The sequence below is a fragment of the Streptomyces gilvosporeus genome, from assembly GCF_002082195.1.
In the GTDB taxonomy this organism is placed as follows: Bacteria; Actinomycetota; Actinomycetes; order Streptomycetales; family Streptomycetaceae; genus Streptomyces; species Streptomyces gilvosporeus.
This window is the reverse complement of the sequence record NZ_CP020569.1, coordinates 4,801,603-4,825,580: the sequence shown is the minus strand read 5'-3', so window position 1 is coordinate 4,825,580 and position 23,978 is coordinate 4,801,603. Positions and strand designations below refer to the sequence as shown.

Sequence of the window (23,978 nt, the reverse complement as noted above, 5' to 3'; positions counted from 1 at the left end):
CGGATGGCCCGCGACGGATGAGATGGGGCAGCGATGAACGCGCCGTACGACGGTGACCGCAGCCGGGACGCCCATGGCGACCCCGCTGGGCCGGTCCCTGCGCCGCCCCAGGTGCCCGCGGCTCCCGGCCCCTACGCCCAGGACCCTCATGTCCGGGACGTCTATGGCAACGACCGGCCCCACACGCAGCGCCCGACGGCGCCTGGTCCGGCCGCGGAGGCGCCGTACGACCGCGCCGTGTACCCCCCGCCGCCTCCGGGCGACGCCACGCAACCGCTCTACCCTCAGCAGCCCGGCACCCAGCACACCCCCGATCCGCAGTTCTGGGCCTCGCCTCCGCCGTCCGCGCAGGAGGCCCGCACCGGCGAGCTGCCGTACGACGACACCGCTACGGCGCAGTTCGTGGGCGTCGACGATCTGATCACCCAGGCCTCCGACGAGCGTCCGGAGTCCGATGCCTTTGCGCATCTCTTCCGGGACCAGCAGCCGTACGAGCACCAGCGCCCCACAGCGGCTCCGGCCGCGCCCGCCGCGGTCGGGGGGGTGCCAGCACCGGGTCCGGAGCCCGTACCGCAGCAGCCCGCGACGGCGCCGGAGCCCGCCCCTGAGGCGGCCGGCAAGCAGTCCGGCGGCAAGGCCTCGGGACTGCTGAAGTCCAGCGCCGTGATGGCCGCAGGCACGATGGTCTCCCGGCTCACCGGATTCATCCGCTCGGCACTGATCGTCGCGGCGCTCGGCGGCGCTGTCCTCGGCGACTCCTGGCAGGTGGCCTACCAGCTGCCCACGATGATCTACATCCTCACCATCGGTGGCGGCCTGAACTCCGTCTTCGTCCCGCAGCTGGTCCGCTCGATGAAGGAGGACGACGACGGCGGCGAGGCGTACGCCAACCGCCTCCTCACGCTCGTGATGGTCCTGCTCGGGGCGCTGACCGTGCTGGCCGTGGTCGCCGCGCCGCTGCTGGTGAAGCTGGTCTCCCTCGACATCTCCCGGGATCCGGCCGCCAACGAGGTGGCGGTCGCCTTCACCCGCTACTGCCTGCCGACGATCTTCTTCATGGGTCTGCACGTCGTCATGGGGCAGATCCTCAACGCCCGCGGCCGCTTCGGCGCGATGATGTGGACGCCGGTCCTCAACAACATCGTCATGATCGCCACCTTCGGCCTGTTCATCTGGGTCTACGGTTCGGCCAAGACGTCCCACATCGGCGTGACGACCATCCCCTCCGAAGGCATCCGGCTGCTGGGTATCGGCACCCTTCTCGGGCTCGTCGTCCAGGCCCTGGCGATGATCCCGTATCTGCGTGACGCCGACTTCAAGCTCCGGCTGCGCTTCGACTGGCGCGGCCACGGTCTGGGCAAGGCCGCCAAGCTGGCCAAGTGGACGGTGCTGTTCGTCCTCGCCAATCAGGCGGGGGTCCTCGTCGTCACCCAGCTCTCCACCTGGGCCGGCAACACCGCCGCCCAGCAGGGCCACCCCGGCAACGGCTTCATCTCCTACGCCAGCGCCCAGCTGATCTGGAACATGCCGCAGGCGATCATCACCGTCTCCGTCATGGCAGCGCTGCTGCCGCGCCTGGCCCGCTCCGCACATGACGGTGACACCGCCGCCGTCCGCGACGACATGTCCCAGGGCCTGCGTACCTCCGCCGTCGCCATTGTCCCGATCGCGTTCGGCTTCCTCTCCCTCGGCGTCCCGCTGTGCACGCTGGTCTACGGTTCGTCCGGAGCCGGGATTCCGATGGGCTACATGCTGATGGCCTTCGGTGTCGGCCTGATCCCGTTCTCGGTGCAGTACGTCGTCCTGCGCGCCTTCTACGCGTACGAGGACACCCGCACCCCCTTCTACAACACGGTGATCGTCGCCGCGGTCAACGCCGTCGCCTCCGCCCTCTGCTTCCTGATCCTCCCCGCGCGCTGGGCGGTGATCGGCATGGCGGCCTCCTACGGCCTGGCGTACATCATCGGCGTCGGTGTGGCCTGGCGCCGCCTGAGCAAGCGGATGGGCGGCGACCTCGACACCGCCCATGTCGTGCGCACCTACGCGCGGCTGGCCGGTGCCAGCGTCCCGGCGACGGTGGTCTCCGGGGCCATGGTCTACGGCATCATGCAGGCATTGGGCAGCGGGGTCACCGGCTCGCTCGCCGCCCTTGTCGGCGGCAGCGCCGCACTTCTGGCGGTCTTCTACGCGGCCGCCCGCAAGATGCGGATCCAGGAGCTGAATGCCCTGGTCGGAATGGTCCGCGCCAAGCTCGGGCGCTGACCGGGCACAACCATCGACCGCCACCGTGTGTCGTGCATAGTGGCGGACTGTGGGCACAATTGTCGTGGCTCATTGAGCCTGCAACGGATGGGGAGGCAGGAACGACGGTGGCGGAACGGAGCACGGCTGCCGTCGACGTGGCCGACACGAGCGGCGAGGAGCCGCTGACCGGCAAGGCGGGTCAGGCCACGGACGACGGAGCGGAGGCCGAAAAGGTATCCGGCGGGGAAAAGGACACCACCCGCACCGACGAGATCGGTGTCGCGGCTGCCGAGGCCCAGCCACCGGAGCTGCACAGTGGCCACAAGCTCGCCAGACGTTACCGCCTCGAGGAGTGCGTCACCCGTCTGGACGGATTCAGCAGCTGGCGTGCGGTCGACGAAAAACTGCGCAGAGCGGTCGGTGTGCACATCCTGCCCGCCGACCATCCCCGGGCCCGTCCGGTGCTGTCCGCGGCCCGCTCCTCTGCGCTCCTCGGCGACCCCCGGTTCGTCCAGGTCCTCGATGCCGTGGAAGAGAACGACGTCGTCTACGTCGTCCACGAATGGCTGCCGGACGCCACCGAGCTCACGACCGTCCTCGCGAACGGCCCGCTCGAAGCGCACGACGCCTACCAGCTCGTCAGCCAGGTCTCCCAGGCCATGGCCGCCGCGCACCGCGAAGGTCTGGCACATCTGCGGATCACTCCCGGTTCGGTGCTGCGTACGGAGTCCGGCCAGTACCGCATCCGCGGCCTGGCCGTCATGGCCGCACTGCGCGGCATCACCTGCGACCACCCCCAGCGCACGGACACGGAGGCAATCGGCGCACTGCTGTATGCCGCCCTGACCCAGCGGTGGCCCTACGAGAACGACGCCTACGGCCTCACCGGCCTTCCCAAGGGCGTCGGGCTGATCCCGCCCGATCAGGTGCGTGCGGGCGTCCATCGCGGCCTGTCCGAGCTCGCCATGCGCGCGCTCGTCAACGACGGCGCCACGGCTTCCCGCCAGGAACAGCCCTGCACCACGCCGGAGGAGCTGGCCAAGGCCGTTGCGGCAATGCCTCGCATCCGACCGCCGGAGACGGCCTTCAACACGCCTCCGCCCTACCAGCGCACGGGATACCAGCAGGGTACCTACCGTCAGTCACCGGCCCACAACGGTCAGTCCGGACGCCCGACGCAGGCCATTCCCGCCCCGCCGCCCCCACTGCAGAGCCGTACCGGCAAGGCGCTGAAGTGGTCCGTCTCCGCACTGCTCATCGCGGCACTGGGACTGGGCAGCTGGCAGCTGGCGGACACCCTCCTCAAGCTGGAGGGCGACAAGGAGGAGCCGGGCAGCTCGCAGACGACCGGCAGCAAGGACAAAAAGCCGGTCAGCAAACCGATCAAGATCCAAGACGCCGGAGAGTACTACCCGGACGGCAAACCGCAGCACGTCGACCAGGTCCCGGCTACTCACGACGGAGACCCCAACACCTACTGGCGCAGCAAGAGCTTCAAGGACGGCCCGGATCTGAATCCGGCCTTCAAGCCGGGCGTCGGACTCGTCTACGACCTCGGCTCGAAGCAAGGCATAAGCAGCGCGTCGATCGGTCTGCACTACGGTGGCCCTCACACCACCGTGACGTTGTACGCGGCCAACTCGCTGTCGCCGTCGGAGCCTCTGAGCTCCATGCAGAAGCTCGGCACGACACAGACGTCGCAGACGACGGCGGAGATCAAGCTCAAGAAGCCGGCGAAAGCGCGCTATGTCCTGGTGTGGATCACGGCGATGCCGTACTCGCCTCGGGACGAGTACAGCGATCCGGGCTACAAGCAGGCCGTGACGGAGGTTTCCTTCACGAGCTGAGCAGCCGGCATGCCTATCGGCTGTCCAAAAACTGCGCGGGGTCCCGGCCGGATGGAACGGCCGGGACCCCGAATTCATCGGCATTTACTTTCCTGACCTGGCGGGCTTCAATGGGGTCCGAGATCAGGCAGCTACGGCCGGGGGGCCCGTGTCCACCGACAGCGACGAGGCTTCGACACCAACCGACGCCGATCTCCTCGCCCTGCATGTGAAGGGCGACCCCGACGCGTTCACGGAGATCGTCCGACGGCACCGCGACCGGCTCTGGGCCGTGGCATTGCGCACTCTCGGCGATCGCGAAGAGGCCGCCGACGCCGTCCAGGACGCCCTGGTCTCCGCATATCGCGCGGCCCACACCTTCCGGGGACAGTCCGCCGTCACGACATGGCTGCACCGCATCACGGTGAACGCCTGCCTGGACCGGGCCCGCAAGGCCGCCTCCCGGCGCACCTCGCCTGTGGCCGAGACCGAGCGACTGGAACAGCTCCTCGAACCCCAGGAATCCGCTGCCGTCCCCGCCGAGCGGCAGGATCTGTACCGGCAGTTGCTCGGCGCGCTGCGCACGCTTCCCGCTGAACAACGCGCCGCACTTGTTCTCGTCGATATGCAGGGCTATCCGGTCGCCGAAGCAGCCGCGATCCTCGGGATCCCGACGGGGACGGTGAAGAGCCGCTGCGCACGGGGCCGGGCTCGGCTTCTCCCCTTGGTCACCCATCTGCGCGGCGATGACGGGGATAGCCGACCCGCGAGCGGGGGAAGGAACCGGGCGCAGGGGACATCCGTCCCACCGACGACAGGACCGAACGACACAGGTGCGGTGAAGGGCGGAGGTGGGCGGGCGTGACCTCGACGACCGGCTCTGGTGAGCACCCAGAGGTCTCCGAGATCTCCGACCTCACGGACGGACTTCTGTCCCCGTCCCGCACCACGGAACTCCGCGACCATCTCGTCGGCTGTCCACTGTGCGCAGACGTCCATGCGTCCCTGGAGGAGATCCGCGGGCTGCTCGGCACGCTCCCCGGTCCAGCGAGGATGCCCGCCGATGTCGCCGGCCGCATCGATGCCGCCCTCGCAGCCGAAGCGCTGCTGGACTCCACCACGCCCGCCACGGGGACTCTTGTTTCACGTGAAACATCCGTCGATGTTTCACGTGAAACATCGACCGCCGCCGCCTCGGTTTCACCTGAAACCGATGTGGAATCGCCCACACGCGGCCCGCTCTCGGACCGACCGGCGGGACGCCCCCGGCACCCCTCCGGACCCGGCCGGCAGACGCCGGGCAGCCGGCCCTCGCGGGCACGGCGCTGGCCCCGGATCCTGCTTGGCACGGCGGCCGCGGCAGCCCTCGGCATGGGCGGTCTCCTCCTTCAGAACGCCGCCACAGACGGCACTCCGAACACCTTGCGGGAGCACGCGAGCTCGTCCCCCGAGCAGGGTTCCGGCGGCGCGGCCCTGACCTCCGCATCCCTCGGAGCGCATGTCCGCAGCCTGCTTGCGGCACGGCACCCGCACAAATCCCCGGAGGTCGGCACCCGCAGCTCTCCCGAGACACCGCTACGCGGGAATGCCAACACCGTCCCCTCGTGTGTGCGCAAAGGCATCGGCCGTACGGACATGCCGCTCGCCTCCAGCCACAACACCTACAACGGCAAGGACGCCTATCTTGTGGTGCTGCCGCATCCGTCCGACCCGTCACGCGTCTCCGCCTATGTGGTGTCGTCCTCGTGTGCCTCGGCCACCCCGCCGGTCCCCGGCAAGGTCCTGCTGACCCACTCGTACCAGCGAGACTGAACAACGGAACGTGCTCTGCGACACCCCGGGAATGCACGCCCCGTAGGATCCGTTGGGTGGGATGAGAGTCCCAGCCCCAGCAAGCAGTCGGCAGAGACAAGGAAGACACCCGTGAGCGACGTCCGCAACGTGATCATCATCGGCTCCGGGCCCGCGGGCTACACCGCAGCGCTCTACACCGCCCGCGCGTCCCTGAAGCCGCTGATCTTCGAAGGTGCCGTCACCGCCGGCGGCGCGCTGATGAACACCACCGACGTGGAGAACTTCCCCGGTTTCCGCGAGGGCATCATGGGGCCGGACCTCATGGACAACATGCGCGCCCAGGCCGAGCGTTTCGGTGCCGAGCTCGTGCCGGACGACATCGTCGCTGTCGACCTCTCCGAGGAGATCAAGACCGTCACCGACACCGCCGGGAACGTGCACCGGGCGAAGGCCGTCATCGTCGCCACCGGCTCCCAGCACCGCAAGCTCGGGCTGCCCCGTGAGGACGAGCTGTCCGGCCGTGGCGTCTCGTGGTGCGCGACCTGCGACGGGTTCTTCTTCAAGGGCCAGGACATCGCCGTCATCGGCGGCGGCGACACCGCGATGGAAGAGGCCACCTTCCTCTCCCGCTTCGCCAACTCCGTCACCGTCGTCCACCGCCGCGACGTCCTGCGCGCCAGCAAGGCGATGCAGGATCGTGCCTTCGCCGACCCGAAGATCAAGTTTGTGTGGGACAGCGAGGTCGCCGAGGTCCACGGTGAGAACAAGCTCACCGGCCTGACGCTGCGCAACGTGAAGTCCGGCGAGACCTCCGAGCTTCCGGTGACCGGTCTGTTCATCGCGATCGGCCACGACCCGCGGACCGAGCTCTTCAAGGGCCAGCTGAACCTGGACGACGAGGGCTACCTCAAGGTCGAGGCGCCCAGCACCCGGACGAACCTGGCGGGCGTCTTCGCCGCCGGTGACGTCGTCGACCACACCTACCGCCAGGCGATCACCGCGGCCGGCACGGGGTGTGCTGCCGCCCTCGACGCCGAGCGGTTCCTCGCGGCACTGACGGACGGAGAGGCCACGGCCGAGCCGGACAAGACCGCCTCCGCCTGACCCTCACCACCCCCAGCTTTTCACCACCCACCCAATAAGGAGATTGCCATGGCCGGCGCCACGGTGACCGTGACGGACGACAACTTCGAAGAGGTCGTCCTCAAGAGCGACAAGCCCGTACTCGTGGACTTCTGGGCCACCTGGTGCGGCCCGTGCCGCCAGATCGCTCCGTCCTTGGAGGCCATTGCCGCCGAGCACGACGAGATCGTCATCGCCAAGCTGAACACCGATGAGAACCCGGCGACCACCGCCAAGTACGGCGTCATGTCCATCCCGACCATGAACGTCTACCAGAACGGCGAGGTCGTGAAGACCATCGTCGGCGCCAAGCCGAAGGCCGGGATCGAGAAGGATCTGGCGGACTTCCTCGTCGCCAAGTAATCACGTCAACGTTTCACGTGAAACATTGGGCCCGCCCCCTCCGGGGGACGGGCCCAATGTCTTTTCCGCCGCGTACTACAACGGCCTCAACGCAGGTTCCTTCTGTACGGCTCCCAGCAAACGGTCGAGGGCAAGCTCTACGTCTTCCTTCCACGAGATGGTGGCCCGCAGCTCAAGACGCAGCCGCGGATAACGCGGATGGGGGCGCACGGTCTTGAAGCCCACCGCGAGGAGATGGTCGGCGGGCAGCACACAGGCCGGCTCGGTCCAGTGGGCATCACCGAAGGCTTCGATGGCCTTGAACCCACGCTGGATGAGGTCCTTGGCGACCGTCTGCACCATCACCCGGCCCAGCCCCTGCCCTTGATAACCGGGCGTCAGCCATGCCGTGAGCAACTGCACCGCATCCGCCGACACCGGACTGGTGGGAAAGGCCATGGACCGGGGCACATAGGCCGGCGGGGCGTACATCACGAAGCCGACAGGGACGTCGTCGACATAGACCACCCGCCCGCAGGACCCCCACTCCAGAAGAACCGCCGAGATCCAGGCTTCCTTCTCCAGCTCGGGACGGCCCGCCTTTACTGCGGCTTCGCCGCTGACGGGGTCGAGCTCCCAGAAGACACAGGAGCGGCAGCGCTTGGGGAGATCCGGAAGGTTGTCGAGCGTGAGCGGTACGAGCCGACGGCCCATGAAGCCAGGTCCTCACTTCCCTCGCCTGCCGCACCGCGCAGTGCCGTCAGCGCCGCCTGCTCCCTGAGCAGACCGCCGACGAACCCTCCGACGGCAGCAAGGCCGAACCCCGCCGCCAACAGTCCGGTGCGGCTCACTGATCGCATGGCCTCTCCTCGTTGTGAGGTCTCTCCATGTGGATGCGTGCCATACCCGATCGCATCGTATCCACCCTTTACGGGCACGGGTACCGACGGAGCGCAAAGGGCGGGCCGTGTTCCGGTATGGACTCCGGAACACGGCCCGCCCGGGAGCCGAAACCCGTCAGCTCATTCCTCGTCGTCGTTCTCCTCTGCGAGCGACGTGCCCAGCACCGGTCCCTCATCGGGAGCCAGCGTGCCGAGAATGCGCTCCAGATCGTCTATCGAGGCGAACTCGACGACGATCTTTCCCTTCTTCTGGCCGAGGTCGACCTTCACCCGCGTTTCGAATCGGTCGGACAGCCGGGTGGCAAGACCGGTGAGCGCAGGAGACACACGGGTACCCGCACGCGGCTTCTTGGTCTTGGCCGCGCTCTTCGGGTCCGCCGCCAGCAGCTTCACGATCTCCTCGAGGCTGCGCACCGACAGCCCCTCTCGCACCGTGCGGCTGGCGAGATGCTCCTGCTCCTCGTGGTCCTCCACGGTGAGCAGGGCGCGTGCATGCCCCGCGGAGAGGACGCCCGCCGCAAGCCGGCTCTGAACCGCCGGCGCCAGCTTCAGCAGCCGCAGGGTGTTGGTGACCTGCGACCGCGACCGGCCGATCCGATCCGCCAGCTCGTCATGGGTGCAGGAGAAGTCCTTGAGCAGCTGGTCGTAGGCGGCCGCCTCCTCCAGCGGATTGAGCTGCGCCCGATGCAGATTCTCCAGAAGCGCATCGAGCAGCATCTTGCCGTCTTCCGTGGCGCGGACGATGGCAGGAACCTTCTCCAGCCCCACCTCGCGGCACGCCCGCCAGCGGCGCTCACCCATGATGAGCTCATAGCGCTCCGGCTCGGTCTGCCGGACCACCACCGGCTGAAGCAGACCCACCTCCTTGATGGAGATGACCAGCTCGGCGAGCTCCTCGTCGTTGAACACCTTTCGCGGCTGGCGCGGGTTCGGCGTGATCGCATCCAGCGGCACCTCGGCGAAGTACGCGCCCGCGACCTCCGATACGCCCTGAGGCACCGTCTCCGGCTCGGCCGGTGCCTGTGTTTCACGTGAAACATTGTTCGTCGGAAGCGCGGCAACCTTGGCGGCCGCCACTCCCCGATCCGGCGTCAGTACCGGTACGGCCGACGGTGACGTCGCCCCCCGTCCCACCACAGGCGCGGCGTTGTCCGTGCTCTGCGGTGCCGCGGGGATCAGCGCACCGAGCCCACGGCCCAGCCCTCTACGTCGTTCGCTCACTGAGTCCCCTCCGACATACTGTGCTGACCTTCATAGTTGACCGCGAGGCCCTGACCATCGGCCTGAGAAACCCCGCGCAAGGCGATCTCTCTGGCCGCTTCGAGATACGAGAGTGAACCGCTGGACCCCGGGTCATAGGTGAGCACCGTCTGCCCATAGCTGGGCGCCTCGGAGATACGCACCGAGCGGGGGATGCTCGTACGGAGCACCTCACTGCCGAAGTGGCTGCGCACCTCATCGGCGACCTGAGACGCCAGCCGGGTACGCCCGTCGTACATGGTGAGCAGAATCGTCGAGACATGGAGCTTGGGATTGAGGTGTCCCCGCACCAGATCGACATTCCGCAGCAGCTGTCCCAGGCCCTCCAGCGCGTAGTACTCACACTGAATCGGGATCAGCACCTCGGCACCGGCGACCAGAGCATTCACGGTCAGCAGCCCCAGCGACGGCGGGCAGTCGATAAGGATGTAGTCCAGCGGCTGCTCATATGCCTTGATGGCTCGGTCCAGCCGGCTCTCCCGCGCTACGAGAGAGACCAGCTCGATCTCCGCACCGGCCAGGTCGATCGTGGCAGGCGCACAGAACAAGCCCTCCACATCCATCACCGGCTGCACCACGTCGGACAGCGGCTTGCTGTCCACCAGCACGTCATAGATCGACGGCACCTCGGCGTGATGGTCGATCCCCAGCGCCGTCGAGGCATTGCCCTGGGGATCGAGGTCGATCACCAGAACCCGTGCCCCGTGGAGGGCCAGGGAAGCCGCCAGATTCACCGTGGTCGTGGTCTTGCCGACCCCGCCCTTCTGGTTGGCGACCACCATGACCCGCGTCTGCTCGGGCCGTGGCAGCCCTCCAGCGCGGCCGATTGCCTCCACCGCAAGCTGAGCTGCACGACCGATCGGGGTGTCGTCCATCGGGGGCGGTGTTTCACGTGAAACATCGTCCCCGAACGACTCGTTACGGGGACCGGGGACCGGATCGGTCATCGGTCCCGCGATGTTGGCGTCGGACCGCAAGGATTCACTCTCCTCGACATCAGGCTCGCAATGAGCAGAGCCTGCCATGCTTTCGGCGTCGTGAACCAGTGAGGTCCGTTCTCCTGTGGACAAACCCACGTCTGTGGATACTTCCGTACCCCTTGTGGGTTTACGGCCACGCGGCGCGGCGGCCGCACGGCCACGGTCGATGATCCCTTGCAGCAGAGAACGATGTTTCACGTGAAACACGATGCCAGCGCCGCGCCCGATTAAGCCGCGACACTCCGTCTTATGCTCTTTTGATGGCGTTTATGGAATTCTCCGCAATTGATGACTGATGGAGGAAACTCCCGTAGCGGCGATGCCGGCCTGGGAATCTCCCGCCGCGGGCATCAGCGGCGACGGCTCCTCGAGGCACGGGCGGCCTTCGCCCGCTTGGCCGCAAAGCGCACCCCGCCGGGGCTCTCGCCCACCTCGACCCGCACCACCGTCGACGGCGGATCCACAATGCCCTGACCCACATGGACCACCGACGTCTCCACCACGCCGAGCTTGCTCAGCGCGGCCCTGGCGCCCTTGAGCTCCTCCTCCGCCGCATCGCCCTTGAGCGCCAGCATCTCGCCGTAGGGCCTCAGCAGCGGTACGCCCCACCCCGCCAGCCGGTCGAGCGGTGCCACGGCCCGTGCCGTCACCACATGCACCTGCGGGATCTTGCCCATGACCTCTTCGGCCCGACCCCGCACCACCGTCACATGATCCAGTCCGAGCAGCTCGACGACCTCCTCAAGGAACGTCGTACGGCGCAGCAGCGGCTCCAGCAGCGTGATCTTCAGATCCGGGCGCACCAGCGCCAGCGGGATCCCGGGCAGCCCGGCGCCCGAACCCACATCGCAGACCGAGACACCCTCCGGAACCACCTCGGAGAGCACCGCACAGTTCAGCAGATGCCGCTCCCACAGCCGCGGTACCTCGCGCGGGCCGATGAGCCCTCGCGTCACCCCAGCGTCGGCGAGCAGTTCGCCGTACCGCACGGCCTCCGGAAAGCGCTCACCGAATACCTCCTGCGCCGCCTTCGGCGCAGGAGGAAGCTCCGCTGCTGCCTCCGTCACGGGAACCGCCCTTCCTCTGGACTGCTTGTTCTGCCGGACCCCGGGATATGTCCCAGGGCCCGGAATAGCACAGATCGCTGACAACATTTGGCCCCGTCTGCGAGCAGACGGGGCCAAACACAAACGAAGCGCTGAAAGGTCAGGCCGGGAGGACGACCACTCGGCGCTGCGGCTCCTCGCCCTCGGACTCGCTGCGCAGCCCGGCCGCGGCCACCGCGTCGTGCACGACCTTGCGCTCGAACGGCGTCATGGGGTCGAGCTTGACCGGCTTCCCGGTGCCCTTGGCCTCCTCCGCCGCCTTCGCACCGATCTGCGTGAGCTGCTCGCGCTTGCGCGCACGGAAGCCGGCGATGTCCAGCATCAGACGGCTGCGGTCACCGGTCTCGCGGTGCACGGCCAGCCGGGTCAGCTCCTGCAGCGCCTCCAGCACCTCACCATCACGGCCCACCAGCTTCTGCAGATCGCGGCTTGTCGCATCGCTGATGATCGACACCGCGGCACGGTCGGCCTCGACGTCCATGTCGATGTCGCCGTCGAGGTCGGCGATGTCCAGCAGACCCTCGAGGTAGTCGGCCGCGATCTCGCCTTCCTGCTCGAGGCGGGTCAGGGTGTCGGTGCCCTTGGTGCCAGGGGTCGTGTCCGTCACGAAAGGACTCCTTCTTACTTCTTGGACGGGTGCTTGGGGCGCTGCTGGCCCTTGCGCTGTCCGGACTTGGTGTTACGGGACCCGGCGGCGGAGGAGCCCTTCGCGGACGCGCCGCCCTGCTCCGTGTCCTCCTGCGCGGCCTTCTTCTCCAGCGACGGCTTCTTCGCGGCACCCTGGCCAGCCGAGGCACCGCCCGCCGACCCCGCCCGCGTGCGGTTCTGCGAGGTTCCGCCGGCGGCGGGCGCGGAGTGCTGACGCTTGGCCTTGGGCTGACGCTTGGGCTGCTGGCGGTTCTGGCGCGCCTCCTCGGCAGCCTGCTTCGCAGCGACCTCGGCGGGGTCCTCGACCAGCTTGCCCTTGGCCCGCAGCCGCTCCTGGCGCTCGTTGAAGGCCCGGCTGCCCGGAGTGGGGTTCCGGCGGATGACGAACATCTGCTGGCCCATGGTCCACACGTTGGTGGTCAGCCAGTAGACGAGAACACCCACGGGGAAGTTGATACCGAAGACGGCGAACATGATCGGGAAGACGTACATCAGCATCTTCTGCTGCTGCATGAACGGCGTCTTCACCGTGAGGTCGACGTTCTTCGTCATCAGCTGGCGCTGCGTGTAGAACTGCGACGCCGACATCAGGATGATCATGATGACCGTGACGACGCGGACGTTGGTGACCGAAGCGCCCAGGCTCTCGATCTTCGCCGCGGTGTCCATGAACTTCGCTGCCAGAGGCGCACCGAAGATGTGCGCCTTCTGCGCGCTCTGCAGCAGCGTCTGGTCGATGACACCGACCGTCTTGCCGTTCGCGATGTGGCTGAGGACCTGGTACAGCGAGATGAAGAACGGCGACTGCGCCAGAATCGGGAGACAGCTCGAGAGCGGGTTGGTGCCCGTCTCCTTGTAGAGCTTCATCATCTCTTCGGACTGGCGCTGCTTGTCGCTCTTGTAGCGCTCCTGGATCGCCTTCATCTTCGGCTGCAGCGCCTGCATGTTCCGCGTCGCCTTGATCTGCTTCACGAAGAGCGGGATCAGGCAGATACGGATCAGCACCACCAGCGAGACGATGGACAGACCCCACGCCGCGCCACTGTTCGGGTTAAAGATCAGGCTGAAGAACGAGTGGAACTGGACGATGATCCAGGAAACGGCGTAATAGAGAGGATTCAGGATCGTGTCCACGAATCAGGCTCCTTGGGCGTTGGGCTGAGTCTCGGGCTGGGCGGCGGGTTCATGGACGGCAGTCCCGCCCAGACGACTCCTCAGCCGCTGGTGCCAGACCGGACGCTTCCGGGGAGGGACGTGGTCGACGCCACCGAGCGACCACGGGTTGCAGCGCAGGATGCGCCAGGCGGTCAGCGCAGTCCCTTTTACCGCGCCATGCCGGTCGATGGCCGTGTAGCCATAGTGCGAGCACGACGGGTAGTACTTGCAGACCGGGCCCAGCAGGGGGCTGATGGTCCACTGGTAGATCTTGATCAAAAGCAGCAGCGGGTACTTCACTGTGCGCTCCCTCCCGGGTCCCGTCCGGGGTTCCGGGGGCCCGCGGCGTAGCCGCCGCCGGTCGTGGCCCCGGTGGGATTGCAGCCTTTCGGCACCCCTCCCAGCAGCCGCTCGAGAGCGGCGTCCAGGTCGCGGGCCAGCTGATCGTGCTCCGCCGCGCCCGCGCCGGGCAGGGCCCGTACGACAACCAGGCTACCGGCGGGCAGCCGGTCGAGCCGATCACGCATGAGGTGACGAAGCCTCCGCTTGACCTTGTTGCGTACGACGGCGACACCAACGGCCTTGCTCACGACGAAACCCGCACGCGTCGGGGAAACACGTTCCCCCGACGCGTGCGGGTCCGTTGCACCGCTACGAAAATGCACGACAAGGAGCGGGCGCCCGGCCCTGCGTCCCCGGCGTACCGCGGTCGCAAAGTCCTCGCGCCGCCTCAGCCGATGCTCGGTAGGCAGCACGTCATGGACCTAGGTCAGGCTGCTCAGGCCGACAGGCGGGCGCGACCCTTGCCACGGCGGGACGCGAGAATCGCGCGGCCGGCACGGGTCCGCATGCGCAGACGGAAGCCGTGGGTCTTCGCACGACGGCGGTTGTTCGGCTGGAAGGTGCGCTTGCTCACTCGGGGACTCCAGGAATGCTTGTTGTCTCAGGGCGAGACAGGATGTGGGGCGTCCATGGCTGTCACCGTGCGCCCACGAGTGACTCGCAACGCCCAAGTGCACCGCTTCAAGATCGCCCAGTGCGCGATCTTTGCCCATCGGAGGCAGGCGGCAGCAGCCATCGACAACTCGACCTGGTCACGGTACGCGCGGCTACGCCATCCGGTCAAACCGGCTCCGGGCCCCCTTACGCGGGCCCTTGTCAGGACACACTATGCACAGCCTGTGGACAACAACTTGAATCCGCAGGCCCGGCCTGACTACCGTTGCTGAACTCCGATTCCTTCCCGCCCGTCCTGAGAATCACACATTCGTGGGACTGTGAGAGAGCGTGCCTTGTGGCTGAAGTCCCTGCCGATCTTGCCGCAGTGTGGCCGCGCGTACTCGACCACCTCCTGCGTGCCGAGGCCGACGGCCTCAAGCCCAAGGACCAGGACTGGCTCAAGCGCACCCAGCCGCTGGCGCTGGTCGCCGACACCGCACTGCTGGCCGTCCCCAATGAATTCGCCAAGGGCGTGCTCGAAGGACGGCTCGGACCGCTGATCGGGAAGGCGCTCACGCACGAGTGCGGACGGCAGATCCGGATCGCGATCACCGTTGACAACTCCTCCGAGGAGCCGCCGGCCCCGTCCGCGCCCCCCTCGTCCCCGGCGCCGCAGCAGCCGTACGCCCAACAGCACCCGCAGCCCCCGCACCAGCCGTCACATCAGGCGCAACCGCAGCATGACGCCTACGACGGCTACGACAACCGGCACGAGGCGCGGCACGAAACCCGGCAGGGCTACGGGCACCAGGGCGACGATCTGCCCACCGTCCGGCCCGCCTACCCCGACTACCAGCAGCCCAGGCACGAGCCCGGTGCCTGGCCGCAGCACCCCACCACGATGGGCGGCGGCCCCGGCCCCCGCGACGACTACGGCTGGCAGCAGCAGCCGCTCGGCGGCTTCCCCGACCGCGACTCGTCCCCGGAGCCCTGGCGCGAGCCGTACGCCTCCGGGCCGCCCTCCCGCCAGCAGAACGACTACCGCTCGCCGCGCCACGACCCGGCCGAGCACCAGCCGCCCGGCCGGTCCGGCGGCCCCACGCTGCCCGCGCCCAGCGGTGCCCCCGGCCCGCTCGCCGCGCAGCCCGCGCCGGCGACCGGCCCCGGTGAGCCCACCGCGCGGCTGAACCCGAAGTACCTCTTCGACACCTTCGTCATCGGGGCCTCCAACCGCTTTGCGCACGCCGCCGCGGTCGCGGTCGCCGAGGCGCCGGCCAAGGCGTACAACCCGCTGTTCATCTACGGCGAATCCGGCCTGGGCAAGACCCATCTGCTGCACGCCATCGGGCACTACGCGCGCAGCCTTTATCCGGGCACCCGGGTGCGGTACGTGAGCTCGGAGGAGTTCACCAACGAGTTCATCAACTCCATCCGCGACGGCAAGGCGGACGCGTTCCGCAAGCGCTACCGCGACATGGACATCCTGCTGGTCGACGACATCCAGTTCCTGGCGAGCAAGGAGTCGACGCAGGAGGAGTTCTTCCACACCTTCAACACGCTGCACAACGCCAACAAGCAGATCGTGCTGTCCTCGGACCGGCCGCCCAAGCAGCTGGTCACCCTGGAGGACCGGCTGCGCAATCGCTTCGAGTGGGGCCTGATCACCGACGTCCAGCCGCCCGAGCTGGAGACCCGGATCGCGATCCTCCGTAAGAAAGCGGTGCAGGAGCAGCTGAACGCGCCGCCGGAGGTTCTGGAGTTCATCGCCTCGCGGATCTCGCGCAACATCCGCGAGCTGGAGGGCGCGCTGATCCGCGTCACGGCGTTCGCCTCGCTCAACCGCCAGCCGGTGGACCTGGGGCTGACCGAGATCGTCCTCAAGGATCTGATCCCCGGGGGCGAGGACGCGGCGCCGGAGATCACCGCCACCGCGATCATGGCATCCACCGCCGACTACTTCGGGCTGACCGTCGACGACCTGTGCGGTTCCTCGCGCAGCCGGGTACTGGTCACCGCCCGCCAGATCGCCATGTATCTGTGCCGTGAGCTGACCGATCTGTCGCTTCCGAAGATCGGCGCGCAGTTCGGCGGGCGGGACCATACGACCGTCATGCACGCCGACCGCAAGATCCGCGCGCTGATGGCCGAGCGGCGCTCCATCTACAACCAGGTCACCGAGCTGACCAACCGCATCAAGAACGGCTGATCGCCGGCCGCGACCGACCGCGGCCGACCGCCTCAGGCGCTTCGAGGGCGCTCCGGAGATCTCCTTCCGGGGCGCCCTTCGTCGTATGGGGGCTTGCCTCGCCCGGGGTCCTTCGTCGTACGGGGAGGTCGCGGTACGGCCCGCCGGATCAGCGCCCGCGGGGCGGTCCTGTGGCGACGACGAGCCGCGTGCGGGCCCGTCCGAAGCCGCTCCGGTACGCCGCTCCCGCACGTTCGCCGTCATCCCAAACCTGTGGAGCGCACCGACAGTGTTCGATTCCGTACCAGGTCACGGCCTCTCTCCACAGATTGGGCGAGAATCTTCCCTCCACACCCTGGGGAGAGGAAAGTTATCCCTGGGGAATCCACAGGGCGGTGACCTGACGAGACATCGGGGGAGGTCAGACGGGTGTGGATTTGTGGTCAACCGCAATCCACAGACTGTGGACAGAGATTTCGTCCACAACGAGGCGCGCGACTTGTCCACCGACTGCCCACAGGAGAAGCCGTGTTGTCCCCAGTGATCCCCAGCTTCTCCACACCCCTGTCCACTGTTCGGCAACCCGACACCATCGCTCACCGGGCCGAGTGAAAGCCGTCACATCAAGTTGGCTGGTTGGGCTGTGGGGAACCTGGGTAAAGCTGGGGATGGCACTGGGGAGAACCGCCCGTCCCCTGTGCATGGGGTGTGCAGAACTTTCGGCGGTCCACAGAACCGCCCGCTTATCCACGGCTGCCGCCCACAGGGCCGGTGGACAAAAATGCCGCGCTGACCTGCGCAAAGGAAGTTGTCCACGGTTTCCACAGGCCCTACTACTACGACCACGGATATCTACCGGGGACTTCGCTTGAAAGCGGGGGCTGTGCACAACTTGGCCGCCGAGCGCCCGAGCAGCGCCGAGCCGACTTGACCCCGAGCAGCGCCGACTGTCAGCGGCGTGCGTCAGACTGGTCTCCGGCAACCCAGCCGATGACGAGAGCCAGCAGGGCGTAGAAGCCAGCAACAGCAGGAGGCGGTTTCCGGTGAAGATCCGGGTGGAGCGCGATGTACTCGCGGAGGCAGTGGCCTGGGCGGCCAAGAGCCTCCCGGCCCGTCCGCCGGTGCCCGTCCTCGCGGGCCTCCTGCTGAAGGCGGAGGACGGCGCGCTGAGCCTCTCCGGCTTCGACTACGAGGTCTCGGCGCGGGTCTCGGTGGAGGCCGAGGTCGAGGAGGAGGGCACTGTCCTCGTCTCCGGCCGGCTGCTCGCCGACATCTGCCGGGCGCTCCCCAACCGTCCGGTGGAAATCTCCACAGACGGTGTACGAGTCACCGTCGTCTGCGGTTCCTCCCGCTTCACCCTCCACACCCTGCCTGTGGAGGAGTACCCGTCCCTGCCGACGATGCCCACCGCCACCGGCACCGTCTCCGGTGAGGTCTTCGCCGCTGCCGCCGCCCAGGTGGCCATCGCCGCCGGCCGTGACGACACGCTGCCGGTGCTCACCGGCGTGCGGATCGAGATCGAGGGCGACACCGTCACGCTGGCCTCCACCGACCGCTACCGCTTCGCGGTCCGTGAGTTCCTGTGGAAGCCGGAGAGCCCGGACGCCTCTGCGGTCGCGCTGGTCCCGGCCAAGACGCTGCTGGACACCGCCAAGTCGCTCAGCAGCGGCGACACCGTCACGCTGGCGCTCTCGGGCTCGGGTGCGGGCGAGGGGCTGATCGGTTTCGAGGGCGCCGGGCGCCGTACGACCACCCGCCTGCTCGAGGGCGACCTGCCCAAGTACCGCACGCTGTTCCCCACCGAGTTCAACTCCGTCGCCGTGATCGAGACCGCGCCGTTCGTCGAGGCGGTCAAGCGTGTGGCGCTGGTGGCCGAGCGGAACACCCCGGTGCGGCTGAGCTTCGAGCAGGGTGTGCTCATCCTGGAGGCCGGCTCCAGCGACGATGCACAGGCTGTGGAGAGGGTCGACACGGACCTGGACGGCGACGACATCTCGATCGCCTTCAACCCCGGCTTCCTGTTGGAGGGCCTGTCGGCCATCGACTCTCCGGTGGCGCAGCTGTCGTTCACGACGTCCACCAAGCCCGCCCTGCTGAGCGGCCGTCCCGCCAAGGACGCCGAGGCGGACGACGCCTACAAGTACCTGATCATGCCGGTGCGGCTGAGCGGCTGACGCGGGAGGGGCTCGGCGGCTGACGGCAGTCCCGTAGAGCGCTCAGCCGCTCATCGGAGCCCTTGCGGCGTCCGGCTGACAAGCCCCCGATGAGCGCCTGAGCCCACAGCTGTGCACGCGGTCGCGGGCGTAGGCTCGGACCCGGGTACGAACGAACGACTACGTGCAAAGAGGGTCTCTGATGGAGCTCGGTCTCGTCGGTCTCGGCAAGATGGGCGGCAATATGCGCGAGCGCATTCGCCGCGCCGGCCACACCGTCGTCGGATACGACCGCAACCCGGACCTGGCTGATGTCGACAGCCTCAAGGAGCTTGTGGACAAGCTCAAGGGTCCGCGGGTCGTCTGGGTCATGGTGCCGGCCGGTGCCGCCACCCAGTCGACGATCGACGAGCTGGCCGAGCTGCTCTCGCCCGGCGACATCGTCGTGGACGGCGGCAACTCCCGCTGGACCGACGACGAGAAGCACGCCGAGGAGCTCAAGGCCAAGGGCATCGGCTTCGTCGACTGCGGTGTCTCCGGCGGCGTGTGGGGCCTGGAGAACGGCTATGCGCTGATGTACGGCGGCGCGGCGGACGACGTCGCCAAGGTGCAGCCGATCTTCGACGCACTCAAGCCCGAGGGCGAGTTCGGTTCGGTGCACGCCGGCAAGGTCGGCGCCGGCCACTTCGCCAAGATGGTCCACAACGGCATCGAGTACGCGATGATGCAGGCCTTCGCCGAGGGCTGGGAGCTGCTGGAGAAGGTCGACTCCGTCACGGACGTGCGCGAGATCTTCCGCTCCTGGCAGGAGGGCACGGTCATCCGTTCCTGGCTGCTGGACCTGGCCGTCAACGCTCTCGACGACGACGAGCACCTGGAGAAGCTGCGCGGCTACGCTGCCGACTCCGGTGAGGGCCGCTGGACCGTCGAGGCCGCGATCGACAACGCCGTGCCGCTGCCCGCGATCACGGCCTCGCTCTTCGCGCGGTTCGCCTCCCGTCAGGACGACTCCCCGCAGATGAAGATGATCGCCGCGCTGCGCAACCAGTTCGGTGGCCACGCGGTCGAGAGCAAGAAGTAACCCGCAACACCCGCAGCCGGGGGAGGTCGGCGCACCACGTCATGCACGTTACGCATCTCTCGCTCGCCGACTTTCGCTCGTATGCCCGGGTCGAGGTCCCGCTCGACCCGGGCGTCACGGCTTTTGTGGGCCCCAACGGCCAAGGCAAGACCAATCTCGTCGAGGCCGTCGGATACCTGGCGACGCTCGGCAGCCACCGGGTCTCCTCCGATGCACCGCTGGTACGGATGGGCGCCGAACGCGCGATCATCCGCGCCGCGATCGCCCAGGGCGAGCGGCAGCAGCTGGTGGAGCTGGAGCTCAACCCGGGCAAGGCCAACCGCGCCAGAATCAACCGCTCCTCCCAGGTCAGACCCAGGGATGTGCTGGGGATCGTGCGGACGGTGCTGTTCGCGCCGGAGGATCTGGCCCTGGTGAAGGGCGATCCCGGGGAGCGTCGGCGTTTCCTGGACGAGCTGATCACGGCGCGCTCGCCGCGGATGGCGGGCGTGCGCTCCGACTACGACCGTGTCCTCAAGCAGCGCAACACCCTGCTGAAGACGGCGGCGCTGGCGCGGCGGCACGGCGGTCGGCAGATGGACCTGTCGACGCTGGATGTTTGGGACCAGCATCTGGCCCGTGCGGGCGCCGAGCTGCTGGCGCAGCGGCTGGACCTGATCGCCACGCTGCAGCCGCTGGCGGACAAGGCGTATGAGCAGCTGGCGCCCGGCGGCGGGCCGCTGGCGCTGGAGTACCGCGGTTCGGCGGGCGAGGCGATGGCCGGCGCATCCAGCCGCGAGGAGCTGTACGGCGTGCTGCTGGCGGCGCTGGGCGAGGCCCGCAAGAGCGAGATCGAGCGCGGGGTGACGCTGATCGGCCCCCATCGCGACGATCTGGTGCTGAAGCTGGGGCAGCTCCCGGCGAAGGGCTACGCCAGTCACGGCGAGTCCTGGTCGTACGCGCTGGCGCTGCGGCTGGCCTCGTACGACCTGCTGCGGGCCGAGGGAAATGAGCCGGTCCTCGTCCTCGACGACGTTTTCGCGGAGCTGGATGCCCGGCGGCGGGAGCGGCTGGCGGAGCTGGTGGCGCCGGGCGAGCAGGTGCTGGTGACGGCCGCGGTGGACGACGATGTGCCGGGCGTGCTGGTCGGGGCGCGCTATGCGGTGTCCGGTGGCGCCGTGGAAAAGGTGACCTTGTGAGCGCGGAACTTCCCGACCGGCCCAAGCCTCCCGAGCTGTCCGGAGTGGATCTGGCCCGGCAGGCGCTGGTGGCCGCCAAGGAACAGGCACGGGCCCGGGGCGCGGCCGCGCAGCAGAAGAAGCAGGCCCGCCGCGGCGGGCTGCGGTCGGGTGCGCGGGCGGACGGCCGTGACCCGCTGCCCCTGGGTGCGGCGATCAACCGGCTGATCACGGAACGCGGTTGGGAAACGCCGGCGGCGGTCGGCGGGGTGATGGGGCGCTGGCCGCAGCTGGTCGGCCCCGAGGTCGCACAGCACTGTGAGCCGCAGCGGTACGACGAGGACGCCCGGGTGCTGACCGTGCAGTGCGACTCCACGGCGTGGGCGACGCAGCTGCGGCTGCTCGCCCCCCAGCTGGTGCGTCGGCTCAATGAGGACCTGGGCCAGGGCACCGTAAAGATGATCAAGGTGCTGGGGCCGGGCGGCCCGGCCCGGCGGTACGGGTCGCTGCGGGCGCCCGGCAGCAAGGGTCCCGGCGACACCTACGGCTAGACACCGGCGCCGAGGCCCCGGCCGCGGACAGTGGGCGATGTTTCACGTGAAACATCGTCGCGCCCGGCCTTGCCGCCTCGTACCGCCGACCGATGTTTCACGTGAAACATCGATGACGGCGCGGGCCTCGCGCTCCCGTGCGACGGCTGTCCGCGCATGGGGTGCCTGAGACGCCCCTCACGGTAGCCGGCGGTTGACAGTCGGAAGCGCTGAGTGCCCGTGTGAGCGTCCTGAGGCCCCTTCTTGAATATGGGGAGTCGGCGGACGTCAGTTCAGGGCGGCACATGACGACTCAGGTGCCTGCAAACCCCCATGAGTGTCAGCGCTACCGGTAGACTGGTGGCAATCCCGCCCACTCGCGGAACATGTCGAACGACGCAGCCGTTCTCGCCTGTCTTTTCTGGGGTTGCCCCGCAGGCGCGGAAGGGCTTGTGCTGTGCCAGAAAGGGCGCTTCGTGGCCGACTCCGGCGACCTCAACGAGAACAACACGGCTTCCACTGAAGAGGGGGTTCCGGCCGACGTCCTGGGCGACTCCTCGGTGGAGAAGTCGTACGACGCCAGTGCGATCACCGTCCTCGAAGGCCTGGACGCGGTCCGCAAGCGTCCCGGCATGTACATCGGCTCGACCGGTGAGCGCGGTCTGCACCACCTCGTGCAGGAGGTCGTCGACAACTCCGTCGACGAGGCGCTGGCCGGCCATGCCGACACCATCGACGTGACGATCCTGCCCGACGGCGGCGTTCGCGTCGTCGACAACGGCCGCGGTATCCCCGTCGGCATCGTGCCGTCGGAGAACAAGCCGGCCGTCGAGGTCGTGATGACGGTGCTGCACGCGGGCGGCAAGTTCGGCGGCGGCGGCTACGCGGTCTCCGGTGGTCTGCACGGCGTGGGTGTGTCCGTCGTGAACGCGCTGTCGACCCGGGTGGCAGTCGAGGTCCGCACGGACGGCCACCGCTGGACCCAGGAGTACAAGCAGGGTGTGCCGACCGCCCCGCTGGCCAAGCACGAGGCCACCGAGGAGTCCGGGACGTCCGTGACGTTCTGGGCCGACCCGGACATCTTCGAGACCACGACGTACAGCTTCGAGACGCTCTCCCGGCGCTTCCAGGAGATGGCGTTCCTCAACAAGGGCCTCACGATCGCGCTGCGCGACGAGCGCGCCGACCACGTGGACGAGGAGGGCAACCCGCTCTCCGTCCGGTACCACTACGAGGGCGGCATCGTCGACTTCGTGAAGTACCTGAACTCGCGCAAGGGCGAGCTGGTGCATCCGACGGTGGTCTCGGTGGAAGCCGAGGACAAGGAGCGGAACCTCTCCGTCGACCTCGCGATGCAGTGGAACACCCAGTACAGCGAGGGTGTCTACAGCTTCGCGAACATCATCCACACCCATGAGGGCGGTACCCACGAGGAGGGCTTCCGCGCCGCGCTGACCGGTCTGATCAACCGCTACGCGCGCGACAAGAAGCTGCTCCGCGAGAAGGACGACAACCTCACGGGCGAGGACATCCGCGAGGGTCTGACGGCGATCATCTCGGTCAAGCTCGCCGAGCCGCAGTTCGAGGGCCAGACCAAGACCAAGCTGGGCAACACCGAGGTCAAGACCTTCGTCCAGAAGGTGGTCCACGAGCACCTCAACGACTGGCTGGACCGCAACCCCAACGAGGCCGCGGACATCATCCGCAAGGGCATCCAGGCGGCCACCGCCCGCGTCGCCGCCCGCAAGGCGCGCGATCTGACCCGCCGCAAGGGCCTGCTGGAGACCGCATCGCTGCCGGGCAAGCTGAGCGACTGCCAGTCCAACGACCCCGAGAAGTGCGAGATCTTCATCGTCGAGGGTGACTCCGCCGGCGGCTCGGCCAAATCCGGCCGTAACCCGCAGTACCAGGCGATCCTCCCGATCCGCGGCAAGATCCTCAACGTCGAGAAGGCCCGGGTCGACAAGATCCTGCAGAACAACGAGGTCCAGGCGCTGATCTCGGCCTTCGGCACGGGCGTGCACGAGGACTTCGACATCAGCAAGCTCCGCTACCACAAGATCATCTTGATGGCGGACGCCGACGTCGACGGCCAGCACATCAACACCCTGCTGCTGACCTTCCTGTTCCGCTTCATGCGGCCGCTGGTCGAGGCCGGTCACGTCTACCTCTCCCGCCCGCCCCTGTACAAGATCAAGTGGGGCCGGGACGACTTCGAGTACGCCTACTCCGACCCCGAGCGGGACGGTCTGATCGAGCAGGGCAAGCGCGCCGGCAAGCGGATCAAGGACGACTCGGTCCAGCGGTTCAAGGGTCTCGGCGAGATGAATGCCGAGGAACTGCGGGTGACGACCATGGACGCCGACCACCGCGTCCTCGGCCAGGTCTCGCTGGACGATGCGGCCCGTGCCGACGACCTGTTCTCGGTGCTCATGGGCGAGGACGTCGAGGCACGCCGCTCGTTCATCCAGCGCAACGCCAAGGACGTCCGCTTCCTCGACATCTGAGCCCTGTCGGCCCTTCCAACAGCCGCAGCTCGAAAGGACTTTGAACC

At 68.2% G+C, this 23,978-nt stretch carries 20 protein-coding genes and 1 pseudogene; 12 read left to right on the top strand and 9 right to left on the bottom strand.

What is annotated here, in order from left to right:
• The first annotated feature begins 33 nt into the window (after positions 1 to 33).
• The 6 genes from murJ (at position 34) to trxA (ending at position 7,349) form a co-directional block, all read left to right on the top strand.
• Complete coding sequence (gene murJ / locus B1H19_RS21480; protein ID WP_083106389.1) at positions 34 to 2,262, top strand: murein biosynthesis integral membrane protein MurJ; 2,229 nt, start codon at positions 34 to 36, stop codon at positions 2,260 to 2,262.
• 107 nt (positions 2,263 to 2,369) lie between these two features.
• Positions 2,370 to 4,091 carry a protein kinase family protein gene (locus B1H19_RS21475; RefSeq protein WP_083106386.1) on the top strand — a complete coding sequence of 574 codons (1,722 nt, stop codon included), beginning with the start codon at positions 2,370 to 2,372 and terminating at the stop codon, positions 4,089 to 4,091.
• A gap of 148 nt (positions 4,092 to 4,239) precedes the next feature.
• The gene (sigM, locus tag B1H19_RS21470) at positions 4,240 to 4,935 is read left to right on the top strand and encodes an RNA polymerase sigma factor SigM (protein WP_083106384.1); all 696 of its coding nucleotides are present in this window, start codon (positions 4,240 to 4,242) and stop codon (positions 4,933 to 4,935) included.
• On the top strand, positions 4,932 to 5,882 hold the full coding sequence (locus B1H19_RS21465) for an anti-sigma factor family protein (RefSeq protein WP_083106381.1): 951 nt from the start codon (positions 4,932 to 4,934) through the stop codon (positions 5,880 to 5,882). Before sigM ends, B1H19_RS21465 begins: the two co-directional genes overlap by 4 nt.
• A 111-nt stretch (positions 5,883 to 5,993) precedes the next feature.
• The gene (gene trxB, locus B1H19_RS21460; RefSeq protein WP_083106379.1) at positions 5,994 to 6,968 is read left to right on the top strand and encodes a thioredoxin-disulfide reductase; all 975 of its coding nucleotides are present in this window, start codon (positions 5,994 to 5,996) and stop codon (positions 6,966 to 6,968) included.
• A 48-nt stretch (positions 6,969 to 7,016) separates the two neighbouring features.
• Entirely contained in the window at positions 7,017 to 7,349 is a 333-nt protein-coding gene (gene trxA, locus B1H19_RS21455; protein ID WP_083106377.1) for a thioredoxin, read from the top strand.
• A 75-nt stretch (positions 7,350 to 7,424) separates the two neighbouring features.
• Here trxA and B1H19_RS21450 read toward each other — a convergent pair whose 3' ends face one another.
• The 9 genes and pseudogenes from B1H19_RS21450 to rpmH form a co-directional block, all read right to left on the bottom strand.
• Positions 7,425 to 8,042 (bottom strand): GNAT family N-acetyltransferase, encoded by a 618-nt coding sequence (locus tag B1H19_RS21450; protein ID WP_083106374.1) that lies wholly within the window; start codon positions 8,040 to 8,042, stop codon positions 7,425 to 7,427.
• Between the two features lie 308 nt (positions 8,043 to 8,350).
• The gene (locus tag B1H19_RS21445) at positions 8,351 to 9,451 is read right to left on the bottom strand and encodes a ParB/RepB/Spo0J family partition protein (RefSeq protein WP_083106372.1); all 1,101 of its coding nucleotides are present in this window, start codon (positions 9,449 to 9,451) and stop codon (positions 8,351 to 8,353) included.
• Positions 9,448 to 10,515 (bottom strand): AAA family ATPase, encoded by a 1,068-nt coding sequence (locus B1H19_RS21440; RefSeq protein WP_083106369.1) that lies wholly within the window; start codon positions 10,513 to 10,515, stop codon positions 9,448 to 9,450. The genes B1H19_RS21445 and B1H19_RS21440 overlap by 4 nt, the downstream gene beginning before the upstream one ends.
• A 305-nt stretch (positions 10,516 to 10,820) precedes the next feature.
• Positions 10,821 to 11,537: a 16S rRNA (guanine(527)-N(7))-methyltransferase RsmG gene (rsmG, locus tag B1H19_RS21435; RefSeq protein ID WP_083106366.1), complete on the bottom strand. Its 717-nt coding sequence runs from the start codon at positions 11,535 to 11,537 to the stop codon at positions 10,821 to 10,823.
• A gap of 139 nt (positions 11,538 to 11,676) precedes the next feature.
• Positions 11,677 to 12,183 (bottom strand): Jag family protein, encoded by a 507-nt coding sequence (locus tag B1H19_RS21430; RefSeq protein WP_030064444.1) that lies wholly within the window; start codon positions 12,181 to 12,183, stop codon positions 11,677 to 11,679.
• Between the two features lie 14 nt (positions 12,184 to 12,197).
• Complete coding sequence (gene yidC, locus B1H19_RS21425; protein ID WP_083106365.1) at positions 12,198 to 13,358, bottom strand: membrane protein insertase YidC; 1,161 nt, start codon at positions 13,356 to 13,358, stop codon at positions 12,198 to 12,200.
• 3 nt (positions 13,359 to 13,361) lie between these two features.
• Positions 13,362 to 13,679 carry a membrane protein insertion efficiency factor YidD gene (yidD, locus tag B1H19_RS21420; RefSeq protein WP_030412278.1) on the bottom strand — a complete coding sequence of 106 codons (318 nt, stop codon included), beginning with the start codon at positions 13,677 to 13,679 and terminating at the stop codon, positions 13,362 to 13,364.
• A 95-nt stretch (positions 13,680 to 13,774) separates the two neighbouring features.
• Positions 13,775 to 14,134 (bottom strand): annotated as a pseudogene (gene rnpA, locus B1H19_RS21415) (ribonuclease P protein component); the annotation flags it as partial.
• 23 nt (positions 14,135 to 14,157) lie between these two features.
• Positions 14,158 to 14,295, bottom strand: coding sequence for a 50S ribosomal protein L34 (gene rpmH / locus B1H19_RS21410; protein WP_003949374.1), 138 nt, complete (start codon positions 14,293 to 14,295; stop codon positions 14,158 to 14,160).
• Between the two features lie 378 nt (positions 14,296 to 14,673).
• Here rpmH and dnaA point away from each other — a divergent pair, with 378 nt between their 5' ends.
• From dnaA to gyrB, 6 genes are all read left to right on the top strand, one after another.
• Positions 14,674 to 16,524 (top strand): chromosomal replication initiator protein DnaA, encoded by a 1,851-nt coding sequence (gene dnaA / locus B1H19_RS21405; RefSeq protein WP_159028107.1) that lies wholly within the window; start codon positions 14,674 to 14,676, stop codon positions 16,522 to 16,524.
• A 1,022-nt stretch (positions 16,525 to 17,546) separates the two neighbouring features.
• Positions 17,547 to 18,677, top strand: coding sequence for a DNA polymerase III subunit beta (gene dnaN / locus B1H19_RS21395; protein WP_083106359.1), 1,131 nt, complete (start codon positions 17,547 to 17,549; stop codon positions 18,675 to 18,677).
• A gap of 181 nt (positions 18,678 to 18,858) precedes the next feature.
• Positions 18,859 to 19,737, top strand: a complete 879-nt coding sequence (gnd, locus tag B1H19_RS21390) for a phosphogluconate dehydrogenase (NAD(+)-dependent, decarboxylating) (RefSeq protein WP_083106356.1) — start codon at positions 18,859 to 18,861, stop codon at positions 19,735 to 19,737.
• Between the two features lie 41 nt (positions 19,738 to 19,778).
• Positions 19,779 to 20,915, top strand: coding sequence for a DNA replication/repair protein RecF (recF, locus tag B1H19_RS21385; protein WP_083106353.1), 1,137 nt, complete (start codon positions 19,779 to 19,781; stop codon positions 20,913 to 20,915).
• Complete coding sequence (locus B1H19_RS21380) at positions 20,912 to 21,445, top strand: DciA family protein (RefSeq protein WP_083106351.1); 534 nt, start codon at positions 20,912 to 20,914, stop codon at positions 21,443 to 21,445. Before recF ends, B1H19_RS21380 begins: the two co-directional genes overlap by 4 nt.
• Positions 21,446 to 21,876: 431 nt before the next feature.
• Positions 21,877 to 23,931 carry a DNA topoisomerase (ATP-hydrolyzing) subunit B gene (gyrB, locus tag B1H19_RS21375; RefSeq protein WP_083106348.1) on the top strand — a complete coding sequence of 685 codons (2,055 nt, stop codon included), beginning with the start codon at positions 21,877 to 21,879 and terminating at the stop codon, positions 23,929 to 23,931.
• Positions 23,932 to 23,978: the final 47 nt, after the last annotated feature.

Excerpts from the sequence above, each read along its gene's own strand:
- recF (WP_083106353.1), top strand. The coding sequence starts at position 19,779 with ATGCACGTTACGCATCTCTCGCTCGCCGACTTTCGCTCGTATGCCCGG.
- murJ (WP_083106389.1), top strand. The coding sequence starts at position 34 with ATGAACGCGCCGTACGACGGTGACCGCAGCCGGGACGCCCATGGCGAC.
- B1H19_RS21440 (WP_083106369.1), bottom strand. The coding sequence starts at position 10,515 with ATGGCAGGCTCTGCTCATTGCGAGCCTGATGTCGAGGAGAGTGAATCC.
- gnd (WP_083106356.1), top strand. The coding sequence starts at position 18,859 with ATGGAGCTCGGTCTCGTCGGTCTCGGCAAGATGGGCGGCAATATGCGC.
- B1H19_RS21450 (WP_083106374.1), bottom strand. The coding sequence starts at position 8,042 with ATGGGCCGTCGGCTCGTACCGCTCACGCTCGACAACCTTCCGGATCTC.
- trxA (WP_083106377.1), top strand. The coding sequence starts at position 7,017 with ATGGCCGGCGCCACGGTGACCGTGACGGACGACAACTTCGAAGAGGTC.